This is a genomic window from Azospirillum oryzae (assembly GCF_900177515.1).
Lineage (GTDB): Bacteria > Pseudomonadota > Alphaproteobacteria > Azospirillales > Azospirillaceae > Azospirillum > Azospirillum oryzae_A.
Genome location: NZ_FXAK01000009.1, coordinates 646,779 through 673,024, shown reverse-complemented (window position 1 = coordinate 673,024; position 26,246 = coordinate 646,779). Strand labels below are relative to the sequence as shown.

Below are 26,246 nucleotides of genomic sequence, written 5' to 3'. Positions count from 1 at the left end.
TGCGTCAATTTCCTGAACAGGTGAGCGGTAATCCATGAACGAGTCCTCGACAAAAGACCGGCCCCTTGCCGGCGTCCGCGTTCTTGACATGTCCTGGCTGCTGCCGGGCCCCTTCTGCAGCATGATGCTCGCGGATCTCGGCGCGGATGTGATCAAGATCGAAGTGCCAACCGGCGATTATTTTCGCGACGTCATGCCGGCCGCCTTTACGCTGATCAATCGCGGGAAGCGAAGCATCGCGCTCGATCTGAAGGCGCCTTCCGGTCTTGCGGTTCTGCGTGATCTGATCGGCGGCGCCGACGTTCTGCTGGAGGGATTTCGTCCCGGCGTGGCGGAGCGCTTGGGGTTCGGGTATGAGGCGGCCCGCGCGATGAACGCCGGTCTGGTCTATGTGTCGATCTCCGGCTTCGGCCAGGATGGTCCCTGGTGCAGGCGTCCGGGGCACGACGTCAACTATGTGGCGGCCGCGGGCGGACTCTCCATTCCGGGGCAGGTCGGCGTCCAAGCCAGCCGGAGCGGCCTGCCGATCGGTGATTTGGCGGCTGCCCTCTACGCGACGATCAACATCCTCGCCGCGTTGCGCAGGCGCGACCGGGCGGCGGAAGGCAGAGGGGAGGGCGCCTACATCGACCTTTCGATCGCCGAGGCCATGCTCCACATGGGGCAGGTCCGTTTCGCCGACTATCTTGCCGACCCGATCGACGGTCGGCGCTGGCGCCACCTGTTCGCCGGCAGCGGCGTCTTCACGACCGCCGACGGAAAGCGCATCGCCTTGGGGCTCGTGGAGGAGAAATTCTGGCCACCGTTCTGGCAGGCCTGCGGCAAGCCGGTCGGCACGGAGGCCGGCCGCAGCGACGATGACTTGACGGCGCTGGTCGAAAACGAAATCGGTGCGCGCGATCTCGCCTTCTGGGAGCGGGCGTTCGGCGCGACCGATGTTCCCTACTCCGTCGCCCTCGAACCGGAGGAGGCGGTTTGCAGCGAGCATTTCCAGCAACGCGGCGTCATCGGGAGGCTGCCGGGCAACGGGCCGGACATCGTCGCCGTCGCGATGCCGGGACGCATGATTCCGCTCGATGTCTCCGCTCCGGCGCCCGGTCTGGGTGCCGACGCCGCGTGCGTGCTCGCTGAAATCGGCTATGGCGGCGCGAGGATCGCCTCCCTGCGGCGCGAAGGAGTCATACGATGAGCGGCGCTGTTTCGCTGCGGCCGCTGGACGGGATCAAGGTCGTCGATCTGACGCGCTTCATCGCCGGCCCGATCTGCACGCAGTATCTCGGCGACCTGGGGGCCGACGTCGTCAAAATCGAGGATCCCGTGTCGGGCGACGACACCCGTGGCGTTCCCCCTTTCCATGGCGAGGACGGCATCGTTTTCCTCGCGAACAACCGCAACAAGCGTTCCGTCCGGCTCGACCTCAAGACCGAAGCCGGGATCGAGGCGGTCCGCCGGCTCATCGCCCGCAGCGACGTGCTGGTGGAGAGCTTCGGCACCGGCGTCGCCGAGCGGCTCGGCATCGGCGTGGAACAGATGCGGGCTGCAAACCCGCAGCTCATCTACTGCTCGATATCCGCCTTCGGCCGCAGCGGTCCGCTCGGGCAGCGTCCCGGCTACGAGCTGATGATGCAGGCCTTCTCCGGCATGATGACGACGACCGGGGAGCCGGGCGGAGGTCCGCTGCGCATTGGCTTCTCGCCCTTGGATCAGACGACCGGCATCCATGGCTTGACGGGCGTGCTGGCGGCGCTGAGGCTGCGCGACCGGACCGGCCAGGGCAGCTATGTCGAGGCGTCGCTGTTCGAGACGGCCATGGCTTTCCTGGGATGGCACGCGCAGCAATATTGGTGCAACGGGGAGCTGCCCCGGCGCTATGGGTCCGGAAGCGGCACCTCCAGCCCCTACCAGGCGTTCCGCACGACCGACGGCCATATCCTGCTCGCCATCGGTAGCGACCGTCTGTGGGCGAAATTCTGTCGGGTGATTGGCAAGCCGGACCATGCGGACGATCCGCGCTTCGCGACCAACGCAGCGCGGGTCGAGCAGGGCCAGGAAACCATCGACCTCGTGCAGGGCGTCATCGGAACGCGCGGCAGCGAGGAATGGCTGGCCTTGTTCGTCGCCGAGGGCATTCCCGCGTCCCCGGTGAACGGGCTGGATACCGTGCTGTCCCATCCGCAGCTGGCAGAACGCGGGATGATCCTGGCCTGCGACCATGCCGCGGCCGGCCCGCTGACGTTCATCGCGCATCCGGTCCACATCCACGGGACCGACCGGGCCGTCCGGCGACCGCCGCCGCGCTATGGCGAGCACACGGTCGAGGTTCTCCAGGAGCTCGGCTTCTCGGACGACGAGATCGGACTGATCGCCTGACGCCGGAAGCCGCGCCTCACTGCCGGTACGGTAGAACGAATCACAAGGGAGGAAAAACCAAATGCTCAGATGGCGAAAGACCATGACGGCATTGCTGGCGGGTTCGATCGGTCTTGCGGCGGTCGCCGCGTCGGCGGAACCGCTGATCGTGTCGACCAACGTGCCGTCCACCCACTGGTCCTCGGTCAAGGGCGGGGAGCCTTGGATGGCGTGCGTCCGGCAGGCCACCGGCAACGAGGTCGAATTCCAATATTTCCCCACGGGCCAGATCGCCAACGTCAACAACGCACTCGACGCGCTGAACCAGGGCGTCGCCCAGATCGCCTACATCGCCGTCGTCGCCTACAGCAACAAGCTGCCGCTCAATGGCATTTCGATGCTGCCCGACATGGGGGAGACTGTGGTCGAGATGACCAGGGCCAACCGCAAGGCCCTGGATGCCGGAGGGCCGCTGCTCCAGGAGTTCACCAACAACCGGATTCGGCCGCTGCTGATCAACATGTATCCGGTCTATCAGCTGCTGTCCCGCAAGGAGCCGCTCGATACGATCGAGAAGATGAAGGGCCGGAAGGTCAGTTCGGGCGGCGGCGTGCTGTTGCTCACCTCGAACGCGCTCGGCGTCACCGGTGTCGAGATCCCGGCCGCTGACCTCTATCTGGCGCTGCAGCAGGGAACCGTCGACGGTTCGATCCTGGCCTATGCTAGCATCACCTCCTACAAGCTTCAGGAGGTCATCAAGGCGGTGAGCGGCAACGGCAATTTCGGTTCGGCGGCCGGCATCTGGGCCATCGACCAGGGAAGCTGGGAGAAGCTGCCCCCCGCCCACCGGAAGGCGATGACGGACTGCGGCCTCAAGGTTGAGGCCGAACTGGCGGCATGGGTCGATGCGTCGACCGAGGCTCTCAAGAACGAGATGAGGGCCAGCGGCATCACCGTCTACGATTTCTCGGGGCCGGAGAAAATTGCGATCAATGAGAAGATGAAAATGACGCGGGAAAACTACCTCGCCCGGCTGAACGCGCGCGGCCTCCCGGCCCAGCAGGCCTACCAGGATTACCTGAAGGCGCTTGGCCGGTAAGATCGCCACGCAAGGGGGTCGATCGGCGCCAGCACGGTCTCCCCACCTGACAGCGGGCCAAAGGCGACCTACACTGTGGGCTTCCCTGATGGTATGAATGCGGACATTCCTGTCCGGCCTGCCCGCGCATGCGCTTTCTCGTTGGAGGTTGCTGTTCCCAATCCGAATCCCTCCGCTCGCCTGTCGCCCTTTGCTCCTCTTCGGCACGGCATCTTCCGCGCGGTGTGGCTGGCGGTCCTGGTCTCCAACCTCGGCGGGCTGATCCAGTCCGTGGGGGCTGCATGGCTCATGACGTCGCTGACGGGCTCGATCAGCCTGGTGGCGCTGGTCCAGGCCTCGACCACCCTGCCTATCATGCTGTTCTCGCTGGCGGCCGGCGCGATCGCCGATGGCTACGACAAGCGCGCCGTGATGTTGGTGGCGCAGGCCTTCACGACCATCGTTTCGATCCTGTTGGCGGCATGCACCTGGTTCGGGCTGATCACCCCCTGGGCCTTGCTGGTCTTCACCTTCCTGATCGGGTGCGGGACGGCCCTTAACAACCCGGCCTGGCAGTCTTCCGTCCGGGACATGGTGCCCCGCCCGGACCTTCCGCAGGCGATCGGCCTGAACAGCGTCGGCATGAATCTCGCGCGCAGCGTCGGCCCCGCCTTCGGCGGCATGATCGTCGCCACGGTCGGCGCGGCGGCCGCCTTCGCCGTGAACGCGTTCAGCTACCTTCCCCTCATGGTCGTTCTCTTTCGCTGGCGGCCGGAGGTCCAGGAGCGGCTGTTGCCACGGGAGACCCTCGGCGCCGCCATGGGGGCCGGCATCCGCTTCGCGGCGATGTCGCCGAGGATCCGGAGCATCCTGGTCCGCGGATTCGTGTTCGCCTTCGCCGCCGGTGCCGTCCAGGCGCTCATGCCGCTGGTGGCGCGCGACCTCGTCGGCGGCGGTCCGGTTACCTTCGGCCTGCTGTTCGGCGCCTTCGGCATCGGGGCAATCGGCGGTGGCCTGTTCAGCAGCCGCATCCGCCAAGCCCTCGGCCTGGAGGGGATGGTCCGTGCGGCCTTCGCCGGCTTTGCTGTCTGTGCCCTTTTGACCGCCATCAGCGCCAGCACGCCCCTGACCATCGTCGCCATGGCCATGGGGGGAGCGAGTTGGCTCCTGGTTCTCTCGTCCTTCAACGTCGCGATCCAGACCTCCTCGCCGCGCTGGGTGGTGGGGCGGATCCTGGCGCTCTATCAGACGGCGGCCTATGGCGGCATCGCGCTCGGCAGCTGGATCTGGGGTTCCCTGGCCGAGCGGTTCGGCATCGGCCAAGCGCTGGCCCTGTCGGCGCTCGTTCTCGTGCTGGCAGTGCTCGCCGGTCTGCGCTGGGCGGCGCCGAAGGATGAGGAAGCCAACTGGGAACCGCTCAACCGCTGGAAGGAACCAAGCATCGCCATGGACATCCAGCACCGCAGCGGCCCTATTGTGGTGACGATCGAATACCGCATCCATGAGAAGGACGTGCCGAAATTCCTCAGCCTCATGGCGGAGCGTCGCCGCATCCGCCGCCGCGACGGGGCCCGTCACTGGCATCTGCTGCGCGATCTGGCCGAGCCGGAGCTGTGGACCGAACGCTACGACACACCCACATGGTTGGATTATGTCCGGCAGGCCCAGCGGATTACCCAGGCGGACGCCAGCATCCTCGACCAGTTGAAGGCGCTTCATCGCGGATTCGAACCGCCGCGGATCAGCCGAAGGATCGAACGGCAGCCGGTCGCCGCTTCGCTGGAAGCGGGCGACGCGCACGAGGCGGATTACTACCCCACGGATCCGCCCCAGACGCCGTCCTGAATCACCCCGCCCGCAATCGGTCGACGAGGGAGTCGACCTGCGCGCCCAGCGAGCGCACCTCGTCGGCCACAATGGTCGAGGTGGTCAGCACCCGGTGGGCGGACCCGCCGGACTCCGCGGCGGCGCGAGCCACGGAATCGATGCTCCGGCGGACATGCTGGGTGCCGTCCGCGGCTTCGCCGACGTTGCGGGCGATCTCGCGGGTGGCCGCACTCTGCTGCTCCACCGCGGCGGCGACGGTGGCTGTGATCTCGTCGATCTCGCGGATGGTGCCAGCGATTAGGCGGATCGCGGTCACCGCCTCCTGCGTCACCGCTTGCATCGCCTGGACCTGGCTGGAGATCTCCTCGGTCGCCTTGGCGGTCTGGCTGGCGAGGCCCTTCACTTCACTGGCCACCACGGCAAAGCCCTTGCCGGCCTCCCCGGCACGGGCCGCCTCGATGGTGGCGTTGAGCGCCAGAAGGTTAGTCTGGCTGGCGATGTCGTTGATCAGATTCACCACCTCGCCGATCTTGTTGGCGCTCTGCGATAGCCCCTCGACGGTGCGGTCGGTGCGCTCCGCATCGTCCACCGCCCGCCGGGCGATCAGGCTGGAGGCGGTGACCTGGGATCCGATCTCCTGGATCGACGCCGATAGCTCCTCTGTCGCGGCGGCGACCGCCTTCACGCTGCCTTCGGCCTGCTGAGAGGTGGCGGCCGCCGTCGCAGCCTCGCTGGAAGTCGTCTCGGCGTTCTGGCTCATCCGCTGGGCCAAGGTCCGCATCTCGACGGCCGCGCGGCCAACCTGCTCTAGCACGGCGCTGACGCTCGTTTCAAAATCATCCGCCGTCTCGACCAAGGCCCGGCGGCGCTCCTGGCTGGCGCGGGCGCGCTCGGCCTCCGCCCGCGCGTTCGCGTCAGCGGCGTAGAGGGCTGTGTCACGAAAGACCAACAGCGCCTCGGCCATGTCGGCGATCTCGTCGCGGTTGCCGCCAGATGGAACCGCGGTGTCGAGATCGCCGCCGGCGATCGCCCGCATGGCGTCCGAGAGCCGGCTGATCCGGGTGACGATCATGCGGCCGACCACGATCCAGGCGAGAGCCGTGGCACCGAACAGGCTGGCCGCCGCGAACAGGATCAGCATGCTGCGGCCGCTGTCAATCGCCGCCGTGGCGCTGGCGGACGCGCGGTCCGCCTCGGACGTCATGGCCGCAATCTGCCGGTCGAGGACGCTCGCGAACTCGAGCGCGGTCTTCCGGTTGCGGGTCAAAAGGTCCGCGTTTTCGCCGGCCGCCTCCAACTCCGCCTTGCGCAGCGCGAACAGGCTGGCCGGGCCGTTGCCGAAGGCGGTCATTGCCTCAACGCTCTTGGTCAGCATGGCCGCCTCGTCGCTGTCGCCGAAAATTTTCAGCCGGTCGTTGACCGCCAGGACCGCGTCCTTGTAGCGCGCCGTCAGCACATCCAGACGTGCCGGGTCCGGCGCCTGTGCCGCCTCGTTCAGCGCGCCGGTCAGCGCGTTGCCGTAGGCGGCGACCTCCAGGTAAGCGCGGAACTGCCCAAGTCCGACGATCATCAGATCTTCCATAGAATAGCGGATTTGCGTGCGCACGCTGGAATTGGACATTTTGATGTCCGCCTTCGCGCGTTCGATCGGCGCCGCAAGCCGTGCCTGGATGTCCTTTTGCTCTGTCAGCATGCCGGCAACGGAATCCGCCACGCGCCGGCCGACGATGTCCCGCTCGGCTTCGGGGGCCTTGATCGCTTTGCCCCGGAGTTCGAAGATCCCCGTCTCGCCATCGCCGAAGGCGAGGAACCGACCGACCATCCCCGACAGGTCCCCGGCGACGGCCGGTCCGATCTGCCCGACCGCGCCGGCCAATCGGGCGGCCGCCTCCTGGTAGCTCTGCTGCTGCTGGATCAAGCCATCGGCGACCAAGGCATTTCCCCCGCGCGCCATGGCTTCGGCCGCCGTGGTGAGATGGCCGCGAACCTCGAATAGCGCGACCAAGGAACGGACCGCGGCGTTCATGCTGTCCAGATCCTTGGAGGTTTCGGTATCGAGAGCGTTCCCGCCGGCATGCAGGCGATTGCTGGAGGCCTCGATCTGAGGCCGCAGGATGTCGAGGAAGCCGTCATACCGTTTGGCAAGTTCGGCGGTGGCGGCTTCCCGCGCTTTCCGCAGGTCGAGACGGCGGCCGACCACCATGTTCTGCGCGTCGAGGGTGGCGATCAGTCTGGTCGCCTTGTCCTGGACCTCGCCGACCAACGGGTCGTCCGGGCGTCGGGCCGCCAGCTCGGTCACCAAGCCGGTCAGGCGTTTCCCGCGCCCCATGATCTCCGTGTACATCCGGTTTCGGTTGTCCTGGCCATCGACGGCGTCGAGTGCCGGTGCGGCCGCGGCGATAGCGCCGCTTTCGCCTGCCAAGCGCTTCGCGAGATCCATTTCGGGGAAGCTGGTTTGCACGATGCGCCCCAACGGTGCCTGGACGGCGGAAAAGGACATCAATCCGACGATGCTGGCGGCGACCGTCATGCCGGCCATGCCGATAAAGGCCAGCGACAGTTTGGCGCGGACTCCGAAATGGGGGCGGCCAGGGCGGAGCCGTGACATGGGCTTGGTCGTTTTCACGTGATCGGTTTCCCCCGTGCTTTTCTTGAGAAGCAATTCATTTAAAGCCGTTATGGGACGTCGGACCTGCCTATTGCCGAAGTGGCCGAGCGGACCGGAGATGCGGGTCGGAGAACTGCGACGATCCCCGGCCCTGCCTCTCGGATCAGGCCGTGGCGAAGGCCGCGTGAAGCTGCAACACCTTTTGGGCCTGCTTGAGGTGGGGGATGTCGAGCATCTGGCCGTCGAGGCCGACGGTCCCCGAGTCACCGGCCGCGTCGAACGCGGCGATGATCCGATGGGCATGCTCGACTTCGCCCGCACTCGGCATGAAGCCTTCGTTGATCCCATCGACCTGGGCCGGGTGAATGGCGAAGCGGCCGGTGAATCCCTCGCGACGTGCCTCGATGCAGCTTGCGAGCAGCCCTTCAGTATCCTTGTAATCGACGTAGAGCGTCTCGATGCATTGGACCCCGGAGGCCTTCGCTGCCAGCAGGCATTGGCTGCGCACCATCTTGTAGGTGAAGGCCCACTCCCCATTGGGCGACTTGTTCGTCGCGGCGCCGATCGCGCTGCTCAGATCCTCCGCACCCCAGGTGAGGCCCCACAGGCGCGGCAGCACCGCCTTGTGATAGTCGCCCAGCGCGAAGGGCGCGGCGGCGGTCTCGGTGGCGACGGCTAGGATCCCGATGGACTCGCTTTTCAGCCCGGCCTTCGCGGCAAGCGCGGCGATGAAGTTGGACGCCGTCTCCACGTCGCGCGGCCCTTCGCATTTGGGCAGCAGAATGCCGCCGAGCGACGGTCCCACCACGGCGCAGAGATCGTCCAGCGCATACTCCGTGGTTAACGGGTTGATGCGGACCCACAGCGTGCCGCGATAGTCCCCGGGGGGGGCCGTGAGAAGTTCGGCAAGCGCCTCGCGCGCGAGTTTCTTCCGTGTCGGCATAACCGAATCTTCGAGATCGAGGACAAGGGCGTCCGCTGCGCTTTGAAGCGCTTTGTTGATCTTTTTTTCGCTGTCCGCCGGCACGAACAGAAAGGACCTTGCAAGCTTCGTCATGGCGTTTTCCGCATCGATATTGAATTTGTCGTGGTCGGTCGCTGCCGCGGCGTAATCATGCCGTCACGGCAGCTCTCTGGTTTGGCTGGGGCGTACGGTCGCCTGAAGGGTGGTCCCGGCAATGGTTTCCGTAGCCCGCAAAAACAGCTTTACACCGACGGTCGGGAAATGCAAGAAATGGTCGGGCCAAATGTCGCGTAGGCCGACTTGGAGGGCAGACCCGCGGTGCGGCCGTTCCATGACGGGCGCGGACCGAGAAGCCTGTGCGATGCCCTTGTCGAGGAAAGCTGTGCAGATGCATCGAACCAACAATTTCCGGTGTCGGGTGCCATGACCATGAAGCGTCCCTTGGACGGCGTGACCGTCGTCGATCTCGGCCAGATCTACAACGGCCCCTATGCCACGTTCCTGATGGCCATGGCGGGGGCCAAGGTCATCAAGATCGAGCCGCCCGGAGGCGAGAAGATGCGCCGCCGGGGCACCGTCGGCGGCGCCATGCTGCCTTTCGCGATGTTGAACTCCAACAAGGAGTTCGTGACCCTGAACCTCAAGACGGAACAGGGTGTCGCGCTTCTGAGGAAGATGGCCGAGAAGGCCGACATCCTGCTGGAGAATTTCGCGCCGGGCACCATGGACCGGCTGGGTGTCGGTTACAAGGCGCTGTCGGCCCTCAATCCCCGGCTGATCTACGCCGCCGGGACAGGCTACGGCTCCTTCGGCCCCAATACCAACATGCTGGCGATGGACCTGACGATCCAGGCAATGTCGGGGGTCATGGCCTCGACCGGGTTCCCAGACCGCCCGCCGGTCAAGGCCGGCCCTGCGCTGTGCGACTTCTTCGGCGGCATCCACCTCTACGGCGCCGTCGTGACGGCGCTGTTCGGACGCGAGCGGACAGGCAAGGGCTCGCTGGTCGAGGTCTCCATGCTGGAGTCGGTCTATCCCTCCCTCAGCTCCACGCTCGGCCTCTATTACGGCTCGGGCAACCAGAATCCGCCCCGGACTGGAAACCGCCATGGCGGGATGGCGGAGGCGCCCTACAACGTCTATCGCTGCACGGACGGCTGGGTGGCACTGCTCTGCGTCAGCGACAAGCATTGGGAGGGGCTGCTCGGCGCGATGGGCCGGCTGGAACTTCTGGACGAACCGAAATTCAAGGATCTGCAGGCCCGTGTTGATCACATCGACGAACTTGATGCTCTGATCGACGGCTGGACCGCGGGCTTCGCCAAGGAGGAACTGGTGAAGATTCTCACCGGCAAGCGCATTCCCTGCGCCCCGGTTCGCGAGATCGACGAGGTGGTGAACGATCCGCACATGCATGAACGGGGCACGCTGCGCCGGATCGACCATCCCGAGCTGGGCAATGTCGTGCTGCCGACCGGTCCGATGATGTTCGGCGATGCCGAGACGATCGAGCTTTCGCCGAGCAAGGCCCTGGGGGCGGACAATGAGTCCGTTTATTCCGGCTGGCTCGGGCTCGATCCGGACGAATACGCTGCTTTGAAGAGGGAGGGCGCCGTATAGGCGCTTTCCTCCACACCGCAAGAGAAGCCAGGGAAACGTCCCAAGCATTTGAGGACTGGACATGAATTTCGAATTCACCGAAGAGCAGAACGCGATCCGCGAAGCTGTTGGAGCCATCGCGAAGCGTTTCGACGATCATTACTGGGCCGAGAAGGAAGAAAAGGCGGAATTCCCCTTTGAATTCCATAAGGCGATGGCCGAGGCTGGCTGGCTCGGCATCACCATGCCCGAGGAATATGGCGGGGCCGGTCTCGGCGTGACCGAAGCCGCCATCATGATGAACGAGGTCTCCAAGCACGGCGGCGGCGCGGCGGCGATTTCGACCATTCACATCAATCTCTTCGGCCCGCACCCGATCGTCGTCTTTGGGACCGAGGCGCAAAAGGCCGAATGGATACCCCGGCTGGTCAGCGGCGAGGATCAGGTCTGCTTCGGCGTGACCGAGCCCGATGCCGGCCTCGATACGACCCGGATCAAGACTTTCGCCCGCAAGGTGGATGGCGGCTACATCATCAACGGCCGCAAGCTCTGGACCTCGACCGGCCAAGTCGCGACGAAGATCCTGATCCTCGCCCGCACGACTCCGATCGAGGAGTGCAAGCGGCCGACCGACGGCATGTCGATCTTCTACACTGATCTTGACCGTTCCAAGATCGAGGTTCGGCGCATTCCGAAGATGGGTCGCGCGGCGGTGGATTCGAACGCCACCTTCATCGACGATTACTTTGTGCCCGACTCCCATCGGATCGGTGAAGAGGGCAAAGGCTTCTCCTATCTGCTGCACAGCCTCAACCCCGAACGCATCCTCGTCGCGGCCGAGGCGATTGGCGTCGGGCAGGACGCGCTGCAGCGGGCCTCGCGCTATGCGCAGGAGCGGGTGGTCTTCGGCCGCCCGATCGGCCAAAACCAGGGCATCCAGCACCCGCTGGCCGAGAACTGGATCGAACTCGAAGCTGCGCTGAATATGGTGATGAAGGCAGCTTGGCTCTACGACGCCGACAAGCATTGCGGCGCCGAAGCCAACGCGGCGAAGTTCCTGGGTGCGCGGGCGGCCTACAAGGCGTGCGAAACGGCGGTCCTGACTCACGGCGGCCTTGGCTATGCCAAGGAATACCACGTCGAACGGCTGTTCCGCGAAGTGCTGGTGTTCCGCATCGCTCCGGTCACCGAACAGCTCATCCTGTCCTACGTCGCCGAGAAGGTTCTCGGGCAGAAGAAGAGCTACTGATCGGTTGAGGTTCGGCGCGGCGGCATCGGCCGTTGCGCCGGGGTGACGGCGTTCTCCGTCGGGGCGATCGAAGACGATCCGTACCGGCGGAATTTTCGCGGTTCAAAGGTTTTGAAAATCTTTAGAACTCCCGAATCCCGCTCCGCCTCCGGCGGTGCGGGAACACGCCGCGGATGAGGCCTGAATTCCCGTGTTCGACGCGCTGAAATCCAGGGAGGGCTCGATCTTCGCCGCTGCGTTCGCGGCCGGTTTCGTCGCCTTCGCGCTGCTTTATTCGCCGCAGCCCATTCTCAATCTGCTGTCGGCGAAGTTCGCCGTCGCGCCGCATGTGAGCGCTCTCGTCATCTCGCTGCCGACCTTCTTTCTGTCCGTGTCGTCGATCCTCATGCTCTACATCGGCGGCATGGCGGCGCTGGGACGGATCGTCCCCCTTGCGATCATGGCCGCCGCGCTGATCAACATGGTCGCCGTCTTGTCGCCGGTGTGGTTGCTTCTTGTCGTGGCGCGTGGGCTGATGGGGATCCTGGTCGGTCTGGTGCCGGCGTCGGTCATGGGATTGGTCACCGGCGAAATCCGCGCCGAGCGCATGGGGCGGGCGATGTCCTGCTACATCGCGGGCACGGGTTCGGGCGGCTTGATCGGGCGTCTGGCCGCCGGCGTCTTCGCGGGGACTCACGGCTACGAACTGGCGCTGGGCTCGGTGAGCCTCGTCGCCTTCGGCGTCGGCGTCGTGCTGTGGTTCCGGTTTCCGGCAAGCCGCACTCCCTCGGCGCGTCCGGCCAATGGGTTGGCCATCGACCTTGGCGCCTTGAAGACAACGCTCGTCACGCGCGAGGCGGCCAGCATCTATGTCCTGTGCTTCCTGCAGATGGGCGCCTTCATCGGCATCTTCAATTACCTCTCGTATCTGTTGTCCTCGCCAAAATTTGGGCTTTCCCAGTCCAGCTTGACCTTCGGCTTCCTGCCGATGGCCTGCGGCATCGTCGCCGTTCCGCTGCTGGGCTACCTCTTCGACCGGTTGGGCCCGCGGACAATGCTGTGCTTCTCGTTTGCGATGATCCTGGCGGGTGCCCTGCTCAGCCTTACGCACTCCCTGCCGCAGCTTTTCATCGCAATCACGACGATCGCCATGGGCGCTTTCGCCGGGCACAGCTCGGCCAGCGCGACCCTCGGACGGTTGACATCGGTCAGCAAGACCTATGCGTCGTCTCTCTACATGTTTTTCTTCTATCTGGGCGCCAGCGTCGGGGGCTATTTCACGGGAATGCTTTACACGTTCGGAGGGTGGGAACTGGTCGTCGCCTTCACGGCGGTTCTGTCGGTGTTCGGGACGGCTGTGACGTTGCTCGCCGTGCCGAACCTGCCGACCACCGAACCGGCGGGAGACAGCGAAAACGGGGTCAGTTCGGAAGGGTGAGCTGGTTGTCCGTCCGGGGATGCCCGTCTGGAAAAGCTTCGCTATGCTGACGAATGGGCACTCCGGATCTTGCGATAAGCGGCGGATTAAGGTATGACCTTTAAATAAGGTAGGACCTTTAAATTGCCGCAGTCGACGGCAGGGTTGGGAGGAAAAGGCCAAATGAAAAGACTTTTTGCGGTTGCCGCCGTTGCGTTCTGTTCGCTTGCGGCCTCACTGCCGGCCTCTGCGCAGACCGTCAAGATCGGCGTCATCGGCATCATGACCGGTGCCGGCGCGACCTGGGGCGTTGCCGGCGCCGAAGGTGTCAAGATCGCCGTTGAAGAGGCGAACGAAGCTGGCGGCATCACGATCAACGGGGTCAAGCGCAAGGTGGAGGTGATCGTCTACGACGATCAGTACAAGGCTGCCGAAGCCATTGCGGCCTACAACCGGCTGGTGAACGAGGATGGCGCGAAGTACATCTTCACCATGGCGTCGGCCTCGATGATGGCGATCAAGGGACAGGTCGAATCCGACAATGTCCTGATCTTGACATCAGCGACATCCAACAAGATAATCGACAAAAATACCAATAACATCATCGAACTGTACAGCACGCCACGTGACTATGTCCCGCCGGTGATCAAGTGGATGAAGGGAAACCTGCAGGGCGACAAGGTGATCCTGGTTTATCCAAATGATGAAACGGGATGGGATTTCACCAAGCTCAGCACGAAGGCCTTTGCCGATGCGGGATACAAGGTCATCGGGCAGGAACTCTACGACCGCGCGCAGAAGGATTTCCAGCCTCTGCTGACGCGCGTCGTGGCGCAGAAGCCGGACCTGATCGACTTCGGCCCGTCGTCGCCGGCAACCGCCGGTCTGATCCTGCGGCAGGCGCGGGAACTGGGATATAAGAACGCCGTTAGCGCGCTCGGTGGCTCTGGGCCGCGTGAAGTCATCGCTGCGGCGGGCGCCCAGGCGGCTGAGGGCATGGTCAACATGCTCTACGCCGATCCCGCGAACAAGAATTTCCAGGCGCTCGCGCAGAAGTTCCGCGCCAAGATCGGCCAGACGCCGAACGAACTGATCGTGCCCTATTATGACGCAACGAAGATACTGCTGCGAGCGGTGGAGATCTCCGGCGCGCCGGATGACGCCCGGAAGGTGCGCGCCGCCCTCCCCAAGGCGCTGCCAATGACGTCATTGCAGGGTGAACCGATCACCTTCGGCGGGAAGGAGACCATGGGCATCGACGCCCAGTTCCTGACGGTGGATTACATCGGAAACATCCGGAATGGCGAGCCGGTCGCGGTGGGCTTGGCCAAGTAAACGCCTCGGTTTCACGCCCCTCTCCCGCTTCGGGAGAGGGGCATAAGCCGGTTTTGCTTTGGTGTTTGCTTTACACGCGGACATGGGCACAATAGAAATGGTCAGTCCATAAGCTCGGGTCAGCTTCGTGCCCGGCGGAAGGACTCTTCACGCGGACGCCGTCTGCCGACTTGGCAGGGTGACTCAAACATCGAACAGACAAAGATGATGCATGAACTTAATGCGCAAAGCCTGGGCGCTGTTCTGGGAGGGGCCCGCGAAATATATGTATCCGGGTGCTCGGCCGAGATCGCCGAACTGCCCGGCATGCTGGGGGAGGCCTCCGCAGGCGCCACTGTCACGGGGATATTCAGCCCGATCCTGAACACGCAATCCTACGCGGACGAAGGGCTAGGGCGGCGCTGCCGGACCTATTTCCTCAATCGCGATCTGCGTCGGGATTTGGCGGCCGGCCGGGTGGATTTCTGCCCCTGGACCTACACGCAGATGTCCGCCTGGATGGGGGCGCCCGGACGGTTCGATACCGCCATCGTGATGGTGTCGCCGCCGGATGAAGAGGGCCGGTGCAGCTTCGGCAGCCAGGCCGATTTCCTGCCCGATTTCTACCAGCATGTGCCGCGGCTGATCGGCGTAATCAACCCGAACATGCCGAGGACCCTGGGTGAGCCGGGCATCGAGCTCGACCGGTTCGCGGCCGTGTTCGACTATGACCGCCCCCTGCTGGAAATTCCGCAGAAGCCCGATGGCGGTGATCCGGTCAGTGATACGATCGCGCGGGTCCTGGCCGGCATGATCCCAAATGGCGCGACGCTGCAGATGGGCATCGGGCGGGTGCCGCAGGCGGTGGCCACGGCCTTGGCCGGGCATCGTGGCCTGCGCGTCCATTCGGGGCTGGTCGATGACAGCATCCTGTTCTTGGAACAGGCCGGCGCGTTGGACAGGGACGCGCCGATCCTGTCGGGCGTCGCCATGGGGTCGCGCGCGCTCTACGATCATATTCACGAGAGTGCGCGTTTTGCCTTTTGTTCGACGTCCTACACCCATTCCCAGGCGGTGATCGCCGCAAATCCGCGGTTCTTCGCCATCAACGCGGCGATTCAGGTCGACCTCTTTGGACAGATCAACTCGGAGGGAGGCGACGGTCGCATGCTGGCCAGCCCCGGAGGGCTTCCCGAATTCCTGCGCGGCGCCCGTGCCAGCCGGAGCGGGATGTCGATCATCGCTCTGCGCGCTGAGCGCGGCCGGAAGGGTGGGGGAGGCATCGTGCCGCGCATCTGCGAGCCGCGCCTGGTCACGGCGCCCCGCTACGACGTTGACGCCATCGTGACCGAGAACGGCATCGCCCATGTCCGGGACCTGTCGATCGACGAGCGGGCCGAGGCTTTGATCGCGATCGCCGATCCGACCGAACGGTCCGCTTTGGCCGAAAGCTGGCGGAACATCCGCAACGCCGGCCTCGCGTGATGCCGGGTGCCGAGCGTCTGACGGTTGCCCGGGCGGCTATACAGGGACAGGAGGACAAGCGATGAGAATGACTGCGGCCGTGCTTTACGAACTCGGCCTGCCTCAACCTTTTGCCGCAAGCACCCCCTTCCGGATCGAGGAGATCGAACTGGAAGGGCCGGGAGAGGGCGAGGTGCTGGTCGAGGTCCGGGCTGCGGGCCTCTGCCATTCGGATCTTTCCACGGTGATGGGGCTGTCCAGCCGCCCGCTTCCGGCCGTCGGCGGCCATGAAGGGGCGGGGATCGTCCGCGAGGTCGGCGCCGGCGTCCAGCACATCAGGCCCGGCGATCATGTGGTGATGACGGTGGCGTCGGGTTGCGGTCACTGCCCGCATTGCGACGAGGCGCGGCCGGTGCTTTGCGACAACGTCGAGATCGGCCGGGCCAGCGGGAGCCTCGCGAACGGCAACCGACGGCTGAGCGCCCAGGGGCGCCCCGTCTACCATTACAGCGGCGTGTCGTCCTTCGCCCAGTACGCTGTGACCATGGCCGGCTCCCTGATCGTGATCGACCCCGCCGTCCCGCTGGATGTCGCGGCCATTTTCGGCTGCGCGGTGATCACCGGCGCTGGCGCCGTCTTCAACGCCGCCAACCTGCGCGCCGGTCAGAATGTCGCGGTAATCGGGCTGGGCGGGGTCGGGTTGAATTCGGTCATGGCCGCCAGGATCGCGGGGGCGAACGAGATCATCGGCATCGATCTCAATGCCGATAAATTCCCCTTGGCCATGGAACTCGGTTGCACGCGCACCCATCAGGCTATGGATGCCGGTCTGGTCGAAGCTGTCCTGGACCTGACCCATGGCGGAGTCGACGCCGTGTTCGAGGTGTCCGGGAACGCCAAGGCTGTGCTGACCGCCGAAGCCATCACCCGTCGCGGCGGCACGGTGATCTGCGTGGGCGTCGGCGCGGCGAACGCGCTTTATCAGTATCCGCACAACAAGCTGGTCACCGGCGAAAAGGTCCTAAAGGGCTCTGTTCTGGGCAGCGGCATGCCTCAGCATGAAATCCCGCGCTACATCGACTTCTACCGGAGGGGCAAGATGCCCGTCGATCGGCTGAGAAGCACGACGATGGGCTTCGACGCGATGAATCTCGCCCTCGATCGTCTCGAGAAAGGGGAGATGTTCCGGCAGGTCCTCCTTCCGCATGACGTTTGACGGCCGGGAGCGGGAACCGCAAGGTTGGCGTCGGTCTAGAAGATCCGACATCGTGACAGTGGAACTGAGGCAGGGCGGGCGGTGACGCCGCCTTGGCCTGGGAAAGAGGGAGGGATGCGATGAATGACATGACAGGCCGGGTGGCAGTGGTGACGGGTGGCGCGGGCGGCATCGGCCTCGCCACCGCCAGGGAGCTTGCGACCAGAGGCGCGGTCGCCATCATCTGCGACATCGACGGCGACAAAGTGCGCGCGAGCGCCGAGCAGCTCGTGTCCGAAGGGCTGAAGGCTGCCGGCTACCAGCTCGACATCGCCGACCGGGCGGCCTGCGCCGAACTGATGAAGCGGGTGCGCGACGAACATGGACCCGTGGCGATCCTGGTGAACAACGCCGGGATCGCGGGAACGGCGCGGTTGGGCGACGAGCTTTCGGCGGAACAATGGGACCGCTCGATCGCCGTCAACCTGACCGGCATGTACAACATCACCGTCGCCTGCCTTCCCGACCTGAAGGAGAAGCGCGGCGCCGTCGTCAACGTCTCGTCGGTCGTCGCCTTCACCAGCGGCTTCGCCCAGGCGGGCTATGCGGCGTCCAAGGGCGGTGTGCGGTCCTTCACGCAGGCGATGTGCCGCGAACTGACCCCGTTCGGCATGCGCGTGAACGCCGTGGCGCCCGGCTATGTCGAGACGCCGATGACGGCGTCCGGGATGGACAAGTTCACCGGCTGGCTGGATTTCCACTGCCCGATGAAGCGTTACGGCAAGTCCGAGGAATTGGCGAAGGCGATCGTCTTCCTTTGCTCGGACGATGCCAGCTTTGTGAATGGCGTGACGCTGCCGGTCGATGGCGGGTACCTCATCATCTGATTTCGCCTTCCCGCCCTCTCCCCTCGTTCGGGGAGAGGGTTTGGCGATGCGCCGTAGAAATATTCGAATTCTTGGTTCCTCCAGCGGGTCGCGGCCGAGTTCGCCGCCACGGAAGCCATCCGGAAGCCATGGGAACGGGCGGCATTTCAAAGAACCCATCCATCATAACATTCCGGTCGAGACATTCCGGGGTTTCTCCCGCCAAATTTTTCTGGACAACCGCAGAACATCCGGTTATCAAACATTAAAGGACGGACCTTTTCTAGAAGGTCGGAACGGTTACGGAAGTCGTCGATCCCGGCCAGTTCGGTCTACGGCCCACAGCCGTTTGGCCGGCGTATGAAGTTGGGTTGGCGTGGGATTCCTAGCTGTTCGTTGTCGACCACTTTGCAAGGTCACTTCGCCCGCTCCGAACCGCTCTACGCGAGCGTTTCCTCACCGGTGGATCAGTCTTCGGTGCTTTTTCACCGATACCGTAATAAGTATTGGAATGCAGGATAATGCGAAACAAGACTGGACCATTGTCAGGCATCCGCGTGCTGGACGCGGCGTCTCTGTTGGCGGCCCCAACGGCGGCATCGCTGCTTTCGGAGTATGGCGCGGAAATCATCAAGATCGAGCAGCCGAAAACCGGCGACACGATGCGCCGGTATCCGCCATTCCGGGGAGCGGTGTCGCTGCTCTGGAAGGTCGTGGGGCGCAACCGGCAGAGCGTCACGCTCGATCTGCGGGTGGAAAAGGGCCGCGAGGTGCTGAAGCAGCTCGCCAGCAAATGCGACGTGGTCCTGCTCAATTACCGGCCCGAGACCTTGACCAAGTGGGGAATTGATTTTGAAGACCTTGTGAAAGTTAAAAAAGACATCATCGTCTTCCATCTCACCGCCTACGGCCGGACCGGCCCATACGCGAACCGGCCGGGGTTCGCGCGCGTCGCGGAAGCCTTCGCCGGCCTCACGCACAGGACGGGATTTCCCGGCCAGCCGCCGGCGCAGTCAGGATACCCGATGCTCGGCGATGGCGTCGCCGGACTTTACGGCGCTTTCGCCATCATGCTCGCCCTGCGGGAGCGGGACCGTACCGGCGAGCCGCAGCTGATCGATCTGGGACTCTACGAACCTCTGTTCCGTATCATTGAGGACCAGGTCGCGGCCTATGACGAGGACGAGACCGTCATGGAGCGCATCGGCAACTCGAACCCTCTGATCAGTCCGAACGGGCTTTTCCCGACGAAGGACGGGCGCTTCGTCTCCATCCCTGCCTCGACGGAGCCGATCTGGCGTCGACTGGTCGGGCTGATCGGCGACGACAGCCTTTTGAAGTACGACAGCAACCGCGTGCGCATCATGCACCGCGAGGAGATCGAGGCCAAGGTGACGGACTGGACCAGGAGCCACGATCTGCTCGAACTGGTCGATGTCTGCGCCGAAGCCGGCATTGCCTGCGGTCCGGTCTATTCCGCCGCCGAGATCGCGCGCGATCCGCACATCGCCGAGCGGGGATCGATCGTCTCGGTGGAGGATTCTGAAACCGGAAAGCCGATCCGCATGGCCTCGTCGGCAGGACGTTTTTCCGGGTTCGAGGGACAAATCCATGAGGCTGGGCCCGCGCTCGGCTCCCACACCGACACGATCCTGACGGATCTGCTGGGCTATTCCCAATCCGAGATCGATGCGCTGCGCAACCAGGGCGTCCTCTGAACCAAGGCGTCCACTGACGAACCCTCCGCGCGCCACGGCCTTTTCCGGACGTGGCGCGCAGGCGGACCGGACGTAGCCGCGCCGTTGACGACCATGAGGCTATGATGATCAATCTGAAGGGTACCTGGGACCCGCGCTTCCAGCGCGTCTGCGACGCGCTCGCCGGGAACATCGAGGCTGGAAAGGAGGTTGGCGCAAGCCTGTACCTCAACATCGATGGTGAGGACGTCATCGACGTCTGGGGTGGCTGGCGCGAGCGCGCGCGGATCACTCCCTGGACGGAAGACACCCTCGTGAACGTGTTTTCTGGAAGCAAGACCATCACCAGCCTGGCGCTTTTGATGCTCGTCGATCGGGGACAGCTCGATGTAGACGCCCCCGTCGCCCGCTACTGGCCGGAATTCGCCCAGAACGGCAAGGGCAGCGTTCTGGTCCGTCACCTCATGAGCCACACGGCGGGTCTGCCCGCCTGGGAGCCGCCCTTCACCTTCGAAGACGCCATGAACACCGAGGCGTCGACGGCAAAGTTGGCGGCTCAGGCGCCCTGGTGGCAGCCGGGCGCGCGCGGGTCCTATCACGCCAGCACTTTCGGCCATCTGAACGCCGAGCTGTTCCGCCGCGCGGCCGGACGGTCCTTGAAGGAGTTCATCGCCACCGAGATCGCCGGCCCGCTCGAGGCCGAGTTCCATCTGGGGCTGGCGGACAAGGATTTCGACCGGGTTGCGACCATTTATCCGGACGATGATCCGGCGCCCGCGCCGAAGCCCACGGCTCCGCTCAGCGAACAGACCGAAGACGAGATCATTTCGACGAGGACCCGCGCCGGCTCCTTTTCTGGCACCATGGGCGACCCGCTGTTGGTGTTCAACTCCCCGGAATGGCGCCGCACCGAATTTGCCGGCAGCAGTGGCCACGCGAACGCGCGCGGGTTGGGACGCATCATTTCGGCGCTGAGCCTCGACGGTGAGGCGCGGGGCGTGACACTGCTGTCGCCCGAGACCATCGACCTGATCTTTCGCGAGCAGAGCAACGGCATCGACGCCTATTACCGGCGTCCCATCCGCTGGGGCATCGGCTATGCGCTGGCGCCGCTTGAGAAGAGCGAGAAGGGACCGCTGCCCTTCATCCGGCCGAGCAAGCGAACCTGCTACTGGTACGGCACAGGCGGCGCTATGGCGATTGCGGACGTCGAGCGGCGCATCACCATCGGCTATGCCATGAACCAGTGCCAGTCGGGCCGGAACCAGCTGAACGGCGTCTATTATAAGGCGATCTACGATTGCCTGTGAGCGGGCCGGCACTGGTCCTGCTCCCTTGAACATCTGACCCAAAACGGCTTGAGGGAGGTCCAACGGCATGTACGTGGATCGCGAGAAGGCGCTGCAGCTTGAGCTGGCGCCACTGACCGTCGATATCGAGCGTGGGCGGCTGCGCCTCTTCGCCAAAGCCATCGGCGAGACCGATCCGGTCTATACCGATCTCGATGCGGCGAGGCGGGCAGGGCATCCGGATCTGCCGGTTCCGCCGAGTTTTCTGGGCAACGCGATCGAACTCGACGTTCCCAACCCGCTGGAATGGCTTCTGGCGCTGGGCGTCGATACGACCAGCACGCTCCATGGTGAACAGTCCTTCGTCTATCACAAGATGGTCCATGCTGGCGACAGCCTGGTTCTGCATCGCCGGATCGCCGACGTCTACACCAAGAAAGGCGGCGCGTTGGAATTCGTCGTCAAGCAAACGGACATCAAGCGGGGGGATGAACTCGTGGCCGTGACTTTCTGTTCGATCGCCGTGATGCACCGTGAGGTGGCGGCATGACCCTCTCGGATGTGACCGTGGGCATGGAGTTGCCTCCGCTTGAGATCGGCCCGATTTCGCGCCGGACGCTCGCGCTCTTCGCCGGTGGTTCCGGCGATCACCAGCCGATCCACATCGACATTGACGCGGCCAAAGCCAGGGGGCGCGAGGATGTGATCGGCCACGGCATGCTGGCGATGGCCCATCTCGGGCGCTTCCTGACAAACTGCGTGCCGCAGGAACGCATCCGGTCCTACAAGGCGCGTTTTGCGGCCGTCACGCCCGTGCTGGCGAACCCGACCTGTCGGGGGCGCGTCGTCGCGATCGACGATGGCCTAGCGACCCTGGATCTCACGGTCACGCTCGCGGATGGCACTGTGACGGTGCGCGGCGAGGCCGTCGTCGATCTCCGATAAAGGATCTCCTGATGGTGGCGGATGCGTACGCGATCAACTGCGACATGGGCGAAAGCTTCGGGGTATATCGGACGGGGGACGACGAGGGCATCGCCCCCCATGTCGATATGGCGAACATCGCCTGCGGCTTCCATGGTGGCGATCCGATGACGATCGGCCGGACCGTCCAGCTGGCGATGAAGCACGGTCTCAAGATCGGTGCGCATCCGTCGCTGCCCGACCATGCCGGATTCGGCCGTCGCGAGATGAAGATCAGCCGCGCGGATCTGCGCGACAATTTCATCTATCAGATCGGGGCCCTGAAAGGTTTCCTCGACGCCCGGGGCGCGACGCTGAACCACGTCAAGCCGCATGGCGTGATCTACAGCATGTCAGGCCGGACCGAGGAGCTGGCCGAGGCGGTGTGCGACGCCGTGGAGCCTTTCGGCGTTGCGCTGATCGGCTTGGCCGGCTCGGTGAGCGAGGCGGTGGCGCGCCGTCGCGGGATTCGCTACATCCCGGAATTCTACGTGGATCTGCCATTCGACGACGACGGCCGCTACATCGTCGCCAAAGACAAGCCGATCGACCTGGACTGGGTCGCCGCCCGGCTGCGCCGCGCCTTGCGGGAGAAAATCGTGGAGACGACCGGGGGAAAGCAGCTGCCGGTCGTGTTCGAGTCGATCGGCGTGCATCTGGACATGCCCAATGCCGCCAGCGTTGCCGCCGCCGTCCGGGCGGTGCTCGATGAAACACAGGGAGCGTCTGCGAAATCGCAGATCTGACGACGATCACGATGTTTGCCAGGCGCCCGCCCACACCAGCACTTCGGTTGCCGGCATGGGCGGGCGCCTGCGTTTCCGGCCCCGGCGATGAGACAGTCTACTGGGTGAAAAAAGGTCCGACCTCTTCTTGACAAAAATCGATCCCGCTTGATAATGCGCTTTTAGTGGACGGACCAAATTATCCGTGGGTGGTTCAAAAACGGTACGTTCCACACCCGGACGTCTGGTGATCAAGGCGGTGACCGAGTTTCACCCGTTGAGAGACAGCCGCGCATAAGCACGCCTGGCAAGTCAATTGCGGCGTTTTTTCCATATTCACGACCACGGGCGCGGCTGTCCGTAACGGACGTTCGGATAGGACACAGCAAAATGAACAGCGGAGGAATGAAGACCATGTGGCGTTCGAAAATTGCCAAGAGCCTGCTGGTGGGCTCCGCCTTGCTTTGCTCCGCCGCTGCTTCAGCGGAAACGCTGGTCGTAACGACCAACCTGCCGCCCGCGCATTGGGCCTCGACCAAGGGCGGCGAGCCGTGGATGGCGTGCGTCAAGCAGGCCACCAACAACGAGATCGACTTCAAGTACTTCCCATCGGGGCAACTGGCGAGCTTCTTCGAATCGCTAAAGGCGGTCAACGACGGGCTGGCCCAGGTCTCGTACATCGTGCTGAGCGCGCAAACGGACAAGATGCCGTTGAACGGGCTCGCTCTTCTGCCGGAAATGGGAGACTCGGTCGTCGAGATCACGAAAGCCTATCGCAAGGTCCTGGACAGCGACGGGCTCCTGGCCAAGGAATTCGCGAAGAATCGCATCAAGCCGCTTCTGATCAACGCCTTTCCTCCCTATCAGATGCTGTCCCGGGGGGAGCCCATGGACACGATCGAGAAGCTGAGCACGAAGAAGATCAGCACGGGCGGCGGTACGCTGATCATCACGCTCAAGTCGCTCGGTTCCAGCGCGATCGAGATGTCGTCGGCGGACCTCTACCTGGCTTTGCAGCAGGGGACGGTGGACGGCACGATGCTGTCCCTGACCAGCGTGAAGCCCTACAATCTGCAGGAAGTCATCAAATCGACGAGTGGCAACGCCAATTTCGGTGTGGCCGTGGGGGTCTGGTCGATCGACGCCGCACTTTGGAAAAAAATGTCGCCGGCTCATCAGAAGGCGATGAGCGACTGCGGAACCAAGGTCGAGATGGACATGGCGCGGTACGCCGATCAGTTGCAGACGGATTTGAAAGCTGAATTCGCCAAGAGCGGAATCACGGTCTTCGACTACACGAGCGAAGCGATGGCCGCCATCGACAAGCGGCTGAAGAAATCCAAGGACGATTACGTCGCCCGGATCGCGTCCCGTGGCCTTCCTGCGCAAGAAGCGTATAAGGAATATACCGGAGCCCTCGGCCAATGAATCAGACAATTGCTAAAGCGGCCATAACTGGTGACGGAATGTTTTGCCGAATCGATCACGCATTTCGTAAGATCGAACTGGCTGCTGCGATTGTCGGCGCCACGTTGATGCTCGCCACCATGGTCCTCATCTCCTTCGACGCTCTGCTGCGCTACACGTTCAACGCGCCCTTGAGCTTCGCTTTCTATCTGACAGAAAACTACCTGATGGTCGGGATGATGACTTTGCCGTTGGCCTGGGGCTTTCGGCGGGGCGGTTTCATCCGCATTTCGGCCTTTGTCCAGCTCATGCCCGAAACGATCCGCGAAATGTTCCTGCGCGCCGGGCTGCTTTCCGGCTCGGCATATGTTGCCGTCCTGGCATGGCTTGCCGGAATCCACTTCATCGAGGTCTATGAGAGCGGCGACGTTCAAATGGGCGTCATCGACTGGCCGGTTTCATGGTCCTGGGTATGGGTCCCGATCGGCGTTGGTTTGCTGGCGGTGCGACTTGTCCTGATGGCTTTCGGGCCGAGCAGGGACCTTCAGGGCAACCACGACGATGCCGAGGATCTGACATGACCTTCCTGATGGGAACATCGTTCCTCCTGGCCCTGATGATTTTCGGCATTCCGATCGCCTTTGCGCTCGGGTTAGCGGGGGTCGCCAGTTTGGCTATGATCGTGCCGGCCAATTCGATCATCGCGATCATGACGAAGGTCGTTCACAGCACGGTCGCGAACAATCTGCTTCTGACGATCCCGATGTTCGTGCTAATGGCCGAATTCCTCTCCTGCGGAGGCGTGGCCGAGGATCTGCTGCTGAGCTGCAACAGGCTCCTGCGCCGGATCCGCGGCGGCATGGCGATGGCCTGCATCATGGCCGGCGTCGTCCACGCCGCAGCGACGGGGAGCAGCGCGGCATCGGCCGCCAGCCTGGCGCGCGCATCCTTCCCCGCCATGCGGCGGGCCGGCTACGCGCCGTCCTTCGCCGCCGGAACCATCGCCATCGCCGGAACGCTTGCGATCATGATTCCGCCGTCGGTGCCGTTCGTTCTCTATGGCGTCGTGACCGAGACGTCGGTTGGCAAGCTCTTTCTCGCCGGCATCGTGCCGGGGATCCTGACGGCGATCGGCTATATGCTGACGATTTCGATCGTCCTGCATGTCTGGCCGCATCTCGGGCCGGCGACCGTCAAGAAGGAAGAGGAGGCCGTCCAGGCCGCGATGTCCGGCGCAAAGCCGGCGGAGCGTGGCGGAAACATCTGGCCGATGGTCGTCCTGATCTTCATCATCCTCGGCGGTCTGTACAGCGGTGTCGCTACGCCCACTGAGGTCTCGGCTCTGGGTGCGCTCGGCGCGCTGATCATCTCCTACCATTCCCGCCGCATGACCCGGCACAATTTCCTGGACGCGGTCGGCGCCACGCTCCGCATCACCACGATGATCATCGCGATCATCTTCGGGGCCCATTTCCTTGGGTACTTCGTGTCCTTCTCAAAGGTCACGGACTCTCTGTTGTTCTGGATCGCTCAATCGGGAATGCCGGCCTCGGCCGTGATGCTGATCATCGTCTTCATCTATCTGATGTTGGGTATGATCCTGGATCAGGGGGCCATCATCATCCTGACGGCGCCGATCACCACGGCCCTGATGGTGGGGCTCGGTTACGATCCGGTCTGGTGGGGCGTCATCATCATCAAAACGGCCGAAATCGGTCTGATTCACCCACCGCTGGGGATGGCGCTGTTCGTGACGTCGTCGGTGACGCGAACCGACATGCGCTCCTGCTTCATCGGCATCATTCCCTATCTCGTCACGGAACTTATCCTGCTCGGGATTCTGATCGCCTTTCCCCAGGTCTCCCTGGCTCTCGTGAACTAGCCCTGCGGATTCATCAGGGAAGGCAGGCCGCACGGTTCCGGGCTGATCGCTCCGGAGCCGTGCCGTTGCATACAGTCCGAAAGGATGCCGTCCTGTCCCAAAGGCCGGGTGCCGGCTTGTTCGCGCGCTCTTATACCAGTTCTCATGGGGGGTACCTAGGAGGCCTGGACTCTGATGCATTGACCGAAGGGTGGCTGGAAAGTCAGAGGCTGAAATGAACGGTAATCAAATTGGCAGTCTGTTCGGTATAAAATAGCGCGACATCCGCGCCTATCAGGGTAGAGAATGGAAAACTGCAAAAAACGCCGCATGGATTTTCTTGCGTCCACTTCAGGTAATGCGCGAGCTGGATGCACTCATATTGATGCACCTGC

21 protein-coding genes are annotated in these 26,246 nt (G+C 64.0%); 19 read left to right on the top strand and 2 right to left on the bottom strand.

The window, feature by feature from the left end:
- Window positions 1–34: 34 nt before the first annotated feature.
- The 4 genes from B9N97_RS31530 to B9N97_RS31515 all read left to right on the top strand — a co-directional run bounded on the left by B9N97_RS31530 (window position 35) and on the right by B9N97_RS31515 (window position 5,272).
- Window positions 35–1,189: a CaiB/BaiF CoA transferase family protein gene (locus B9N97_RS31530; protein ID WP_085091735.1), complete on the top strand. Its 1,155-nt coding sequence runs from the start codon at window positions 35–37 to the stop codon at window positions 1,187–1,189.
- Window positions 1,186–2,370, top strand: a complete 1,185-nt coding sequence (locus tag B9N97_RS31525) for a CaiB/BaiF CoA transferase family protein (protein ID WP_085091734.1) — start codon at window positions 1,186–1,188, stop codon at window positions 2,368–2,370. Before B9N97_RS31530 ends, B9N97_RS31525 begins: the two co-directional genes overlap by 4 nt.
- A gap of 61 nt (window positions 2,371–2,431) precedes the next feature.
- Window positions 2,432–3,448, top strand: a complete 1,017-nt coding sequence (dctP, locus tag B9N97_RS31520) for a TRAP transporter substrate-binding protein (RefSeq protein WP_085091733.1) — start codon at window positions 2,432–2,434, stop codon at window positions 3,446–3,448.
- Between the two features lie 75 nt (window positions 3,449–3,523).
- Window positions 3,524–5,272, top strand: coding sequence for an MFS transporter (locus B9N97_RS31515; RefSeq protein WP_208621333.1), 1,749 nt, complete (start codon window positions 3,524–3,526; stop codon window positions 5,270–5,272).
- Between the two features lies 1 nt (window position 5,273).
- Here B9N97_RS31515 and B9N97_RS31510 read toward each other — a convergent pair whose 3' ends face one another.
- The gene (locus B9N97_RS31510) at window positions 5,274–7,880 is read right to left on the bottom strand and encodes a methyl-accepting chemotaxis protein (RefSeq protein ID WP_244561028.1); all 2,607 of its coding nucleotides are present in this window, start codon (window positions 7,878–7,880) and stop codon (window positions 5,274–5,276) included.
- Window positions 7,881–8,025: 145 nt separating this feature from the next.
- A complete protein-coding gene (locus tag B9N97_RS31505; RefSeq protein ID WP_085091730.1) occupies window positions 8,026–8,919 on the bottom strand; it encodes an HpcH/HpaI aldolase/citrate lyase family protein in 894 nt (297 codons plus the stop codon).
- A 336-nt stretch (window positions 8,920–9,255) separates the two neighbouring features.
- Between B9N97_RS31505 and B9N97_RS31500 the strand changes: the two genes are divergently transcribed.
- The 15 genes from B9N97_RS31500 to B9N97_RS31430 all read left to right on the top strand — a co-directional run bounded on the left by B9N97_RS31500 (window position 9,256) and on the right by B9N97_RS31430 (window position 25,872).
- Complete coding sequence (locus B9N97_RS31500; protein WP_085091832.1) at window positions 9,256–10,446, top strand: CaiB/BaiF CoA transferase family protein; 1,191 nt, start codon at window positions 9,256–9,258, stop codon at window positions 10,444–10,446.
- A gap of 61 nt (window positions 10,447–10,507) precedes the next feature.
- Window positions 10,508–11,674 (top strand): acyl-CoA dehydrogenase family protein, encoded by a 1,167-nt coding sequence (locus B9N97_RS31495; protein ID WP_085091729.1) that lies wholly within the window; start codon window positions 10,508–10,510, stop codon window positions 11,672–11,674.
- 190 nt (window positions 11,675–11,864) lie between these two features.
- Entirely contained in the window at window positions 11,865–13,091 is a 1,227-nt protein-coding gene (locus B9N97_RS31490) for an MFS transporter (RefSeq protein ID WP_167393450.1), read from the top strand.
- 162 nt (window positions 13,092–13,253) lie between these two features.
- On the top strand, window positions 13,254–14,405 hold the full coding sequence (locus tag B9N97_RS31485; RefSeq protein WP_085091727.1) for an ABC transporter substrate-binding protein: 1,152 nt from the start codon (window positions 13,254–13,256) through the stop codon (window positions 14,403–14,405).
- 204 nt (window positions 14,406–14,609) lie between these two features.
- Window positions 14,610–15,869: an acetyl-CoA hydrolase/transferase family protein gene (locus B9N97_RS31480; protein ID WP_085091726.1), complete on the top strand. Its 1,260-nt coding sequence runs from the start codon at window positions 14,610–14,612 to the stop codon at window positions 15,867–15,869.
- Between the two features lie 67 nt (window positions 15,870–15,936).
- Window positions 15,937–17,064: a zinc-binding dehydrogenase gene (locus tag B9N97_RS31475; protein WP_208621332.1), complete on the top strand. Its 1,128-nt coding sequence runs from the start codon at window positions 15,937–15,939 to the stop codon at window positions 17,062–17,064.
- Window positions 17,065–17,183: 119 nt separating this feature from the next.
- Window positions 17,184–17,930, top strand: coding sequence for an SDR family NAD(P)-dependent oxidoreductase (locus tag B9N97_RS31470; RefSeq protein WP_085091724.1), 747 nt, complete (start codon window positions 17,184–17,186; stop codon window positions 17,928–17,930).
- Between the two features lie 500 nt (window positions 17,931–18,430).
- Window positions 18,431–19,627, top strand: coding sequence for a CaiB/BaiF CoA transferase family protein (locus B9N97_RS31465; protein ID WP_085091723.1), 1,197 nt, complete (start codon window positions 18,431–18,433; stop codon window positions 19,625–19,627).
- Between the two features lie 101 nt (window positions 19,628–19,728).
- On the top strand, window positions 19,729–20,916 hold the full coding sequence (locus B9N97_RS31460; RefSeq protein WP_143266942.1) for a serine hydrolase domain-containing protein: 1,188 nt from the start codon (window positions 19,729–19,731) through the stop codon (window positions 20,914–20,916).
- A gap of 67 nt (window positions 20,917–20,983) precedes the next feature.
- Window positions 20,984–21,445 (top strand): MaoC family dehydratase N-terminal domain-containing protein, encoded by a 462-nt coding sequence (locus tag B9N97_RS31455; protein WP_085091722.1) that lies wholly within the window; start codon window positions 20,984–20,986, stop codon window positions 21,443–21,445.
- A complete protein-coding gene (locus B9N97_RS31450; protein WP_085091721.1) occupies window positions 21,442–21,840 on the top strand; it encodes a MaoC/PaaZ C-terminal domain-containing protein in 399 nt (132 codons plus the stop codon). Before B9N97_RS31455 ends, B9N97_RS31450 begins: the two co-directional genes overlap by 4 nt.
- A gap of 11 nt (window positions 21,841–21,851) precedes the next feature.
- On the top strand, window positions 21,852–22,604 hold the full coding sequence (gene pxpA, locus B9N97_RS31445) for a 5-oxoprolinase subunit PxpA (protein WP_085091720.1): 753 nt from the start codon (window positions 21,852–21,854) through the stop codon (window positions 22,602–22,604).
- A 369-nt stretch (window positions 22,605–22,973) separates the two neighbouring features.
- The gene (gene dctP / locus B9N97_RS31440) at window positions 22,974–24,011 is read left to right on the top strand and encodes a TRAP transporter substrate-binding protein (RefSeq protein ID WP_085091719.1); all 1,038 of its coding nucleotides are present in this window, start codon (window positions 22,974–22,976) and stop codon (window positions 24,009–24,011) included.
- A complete protein-coding gene (locus B9N97_RS31435) occupies window positions 24,008–24,571 on the top strand; it encodes a TRAP transporter small permease (RefSeq protein ID WP_085091718.1) in 564 nt (187 codons plus the stop codon). The genes dctP (B9N97_RS31440) and B9N97_RS31435 overlap by 4 nt, the downstream gene beginning before the upstream one ends.
- Window positions 24,568–25,872, top strand: a complete 1,305-nt coding sequence (locus B9N97_RS31430) for a TRAP transporter large permease (RefSeq protein ID WP_085091717.1) — start codon at window positions 24,568–24,570, stop codon at window positions 25,870–25,872. Before B9N97_RS31435 ends, B9N97_RS31430 begins: the two co-directional genes overlap by 4 nt.
- Window positions 25,873–26,246: the final 374 nt, after the last annotated feature.